This window comes from Flavobacterium sp. (assembly GCF_043722275.1).
Taxonomy (GTDB): Bacteria; Bacteroidota; Bacteroidia; order Flavobacteriales; family Flavobacteriaceae; genus Flavobacterium.
Genome location: NZ_JAYSPC010000090.1, coordinates 1 through 1,676, shown reverse-complemented (window position 1 = coordinate 1,676; position 1,676 = coordinate 1). Strand labels below are relative to the sequence as shown.

Genomic DNA, 1,676 nt, shown 5'->3' with positions numbered 1-1,676 from the left:
AAGGTGATATAAAAATAAGATGTAGAACATTGATAAAACAAATATGTGATTCGGAAGATGTTTCAATATTGTCAGGGGTAGTGAGCTCTGACCACGTTCACTTACACATTGAATATTCACCTAATAAATGCGTTAGCGATGTTGTAAAAAGATTAAAAGGAAGAACTTCGAGAAGAATTCAAGAAGAATTTCCGAGCATTAGCAAAAAATACTGGGGTAGACATTTTTGGGCAATTGGATATGGTGTTTGGAGTACTGGAAATATAACTGATGAAATGGTGCAGCAGTATCTTGAACATCACAGAAGTCCTTCAAATATTGATACGGATACAATTATATTAGAATAAAAAAATTGTAGAAACTGAAAGTCTTGCACTGAAAGTGCATAGTTTCAACTAACGAACTGAAACAATGAATTTAATTTTTCATGAAGTATCTGCAGTAAATACTTTAGCTTAATAAGCTATAGGTTTTTGCCTTATATTCATTTGCTGGATTTGGATTAATACAATTTAACTTATAGGTATAGGCGTTTAGTTGTCCCAAATTTTTCTACTTTTATATTGTGGAAAATCGGGATAAATTTGCAGGTATGAATTCAATAAAGTTCAACCAGTATTTCAAAACAGAGGATGATTGTATAAGATACATAGCCGATATAAAATGGGAAGAAGGTTATACTTGCAGAAATTGTGGGAGCGAAAAATATATCAAAGGAAGCAAACCACACAATAGAAGATGCTTAAAATGCAAGTATAATGAGAGTCCCACAGCTGGGACAATGTTTGACAAAGTGAAATTTTCTTTGCTTGTAGCGTTTCACATTATTTTTAAAATAGCAACTAAAAAGAAAGGAATGTCTACATTAGAACTTAGCAGAGAGTTTGATTTACGTCAAAAAACATGTTGGAGTTTTAAGTGGAAAATTCAAGAAGCAATGCAAAGTAGCCTCCAACACCCATTAACTGGTGAGGTTCATGTAGATGAGTTTTGGATTGGTGGACCAGAAGAAGAAAAAAGAGGGCGATCTTTAGGTAATAAAAAAATGATAGTCATTGCATTAGAGGTAATGGATAAAGGTGTAGGTAGAGCTTATGCAGAAATTATTGAAAAAGCGAATTCGAAAGAATTAGGAAGCTTTATGAAAAAACATATCGATAAAAAAGCACGTATTGTTACCGATGAATGGCGAGGATACCTTCCTCTTAAAAAAGAATATCCTAATTTGGAACAACATAAATCTGAAGAAGGAAAGAATTTCAAGGATATTCATATACACATAATGAATATGAAGGGTTGGTTAAGAGGAATACATCATCATTGTAGCAAAGAGCATATGCAAGGCTACTTAAATGAGTACCATTACAGATACAATAGACGCAACCATTTAGGGACAACCTTCGACTTGTTACTTAAAAGAATGGTTAAAAATAAACCAAGTCGAATAAAATCAACTAATTAAAAGGGACAACTAAGTGCCTATACCTATATTTTTTTATTGATTATTGCGGGCACTGGATCAATTACATAGACATGAGCAGCGGCAGTGCGGTAAAACAAAATTTTGCAACTAATCTGCCCAGTGCAGGAAATTATTTGAAAGTTGGGAATGACGGTAACCTTTACTACTTCAGCATCAGTCAGGGTTCATTGTATAAGATCATATACAGTGGCAG

2 protein-coding genes are annotated in these 1,676 nt (G+C 33.5%); both read left to right on the top strand.

The window, feature by feature from the left end; translation table 11 throughout:
* The coding region (tnpA, locus tag ACHZDT_RS11605; protein WP_394774789.1) for an IS200/IS605 family transposase at nucleotides 1-347 on the top strand (347 nt) is incomplete at its 5' end.
* Between the two features lie 218 nt (nucleotides 348-565).
* A complete protein-coding gene (locus tag ACHZDT_RS11600; protein WP_394774788.1) occupies nucleotides 566-1,462 on the top strand; it encodes an IS1595 family transposase in 897 nt (298 codons plus the stop codon).
* The last annotated feature ends 214 nt before the right edge of the window (nucleotides 1,463-1,676 follow it).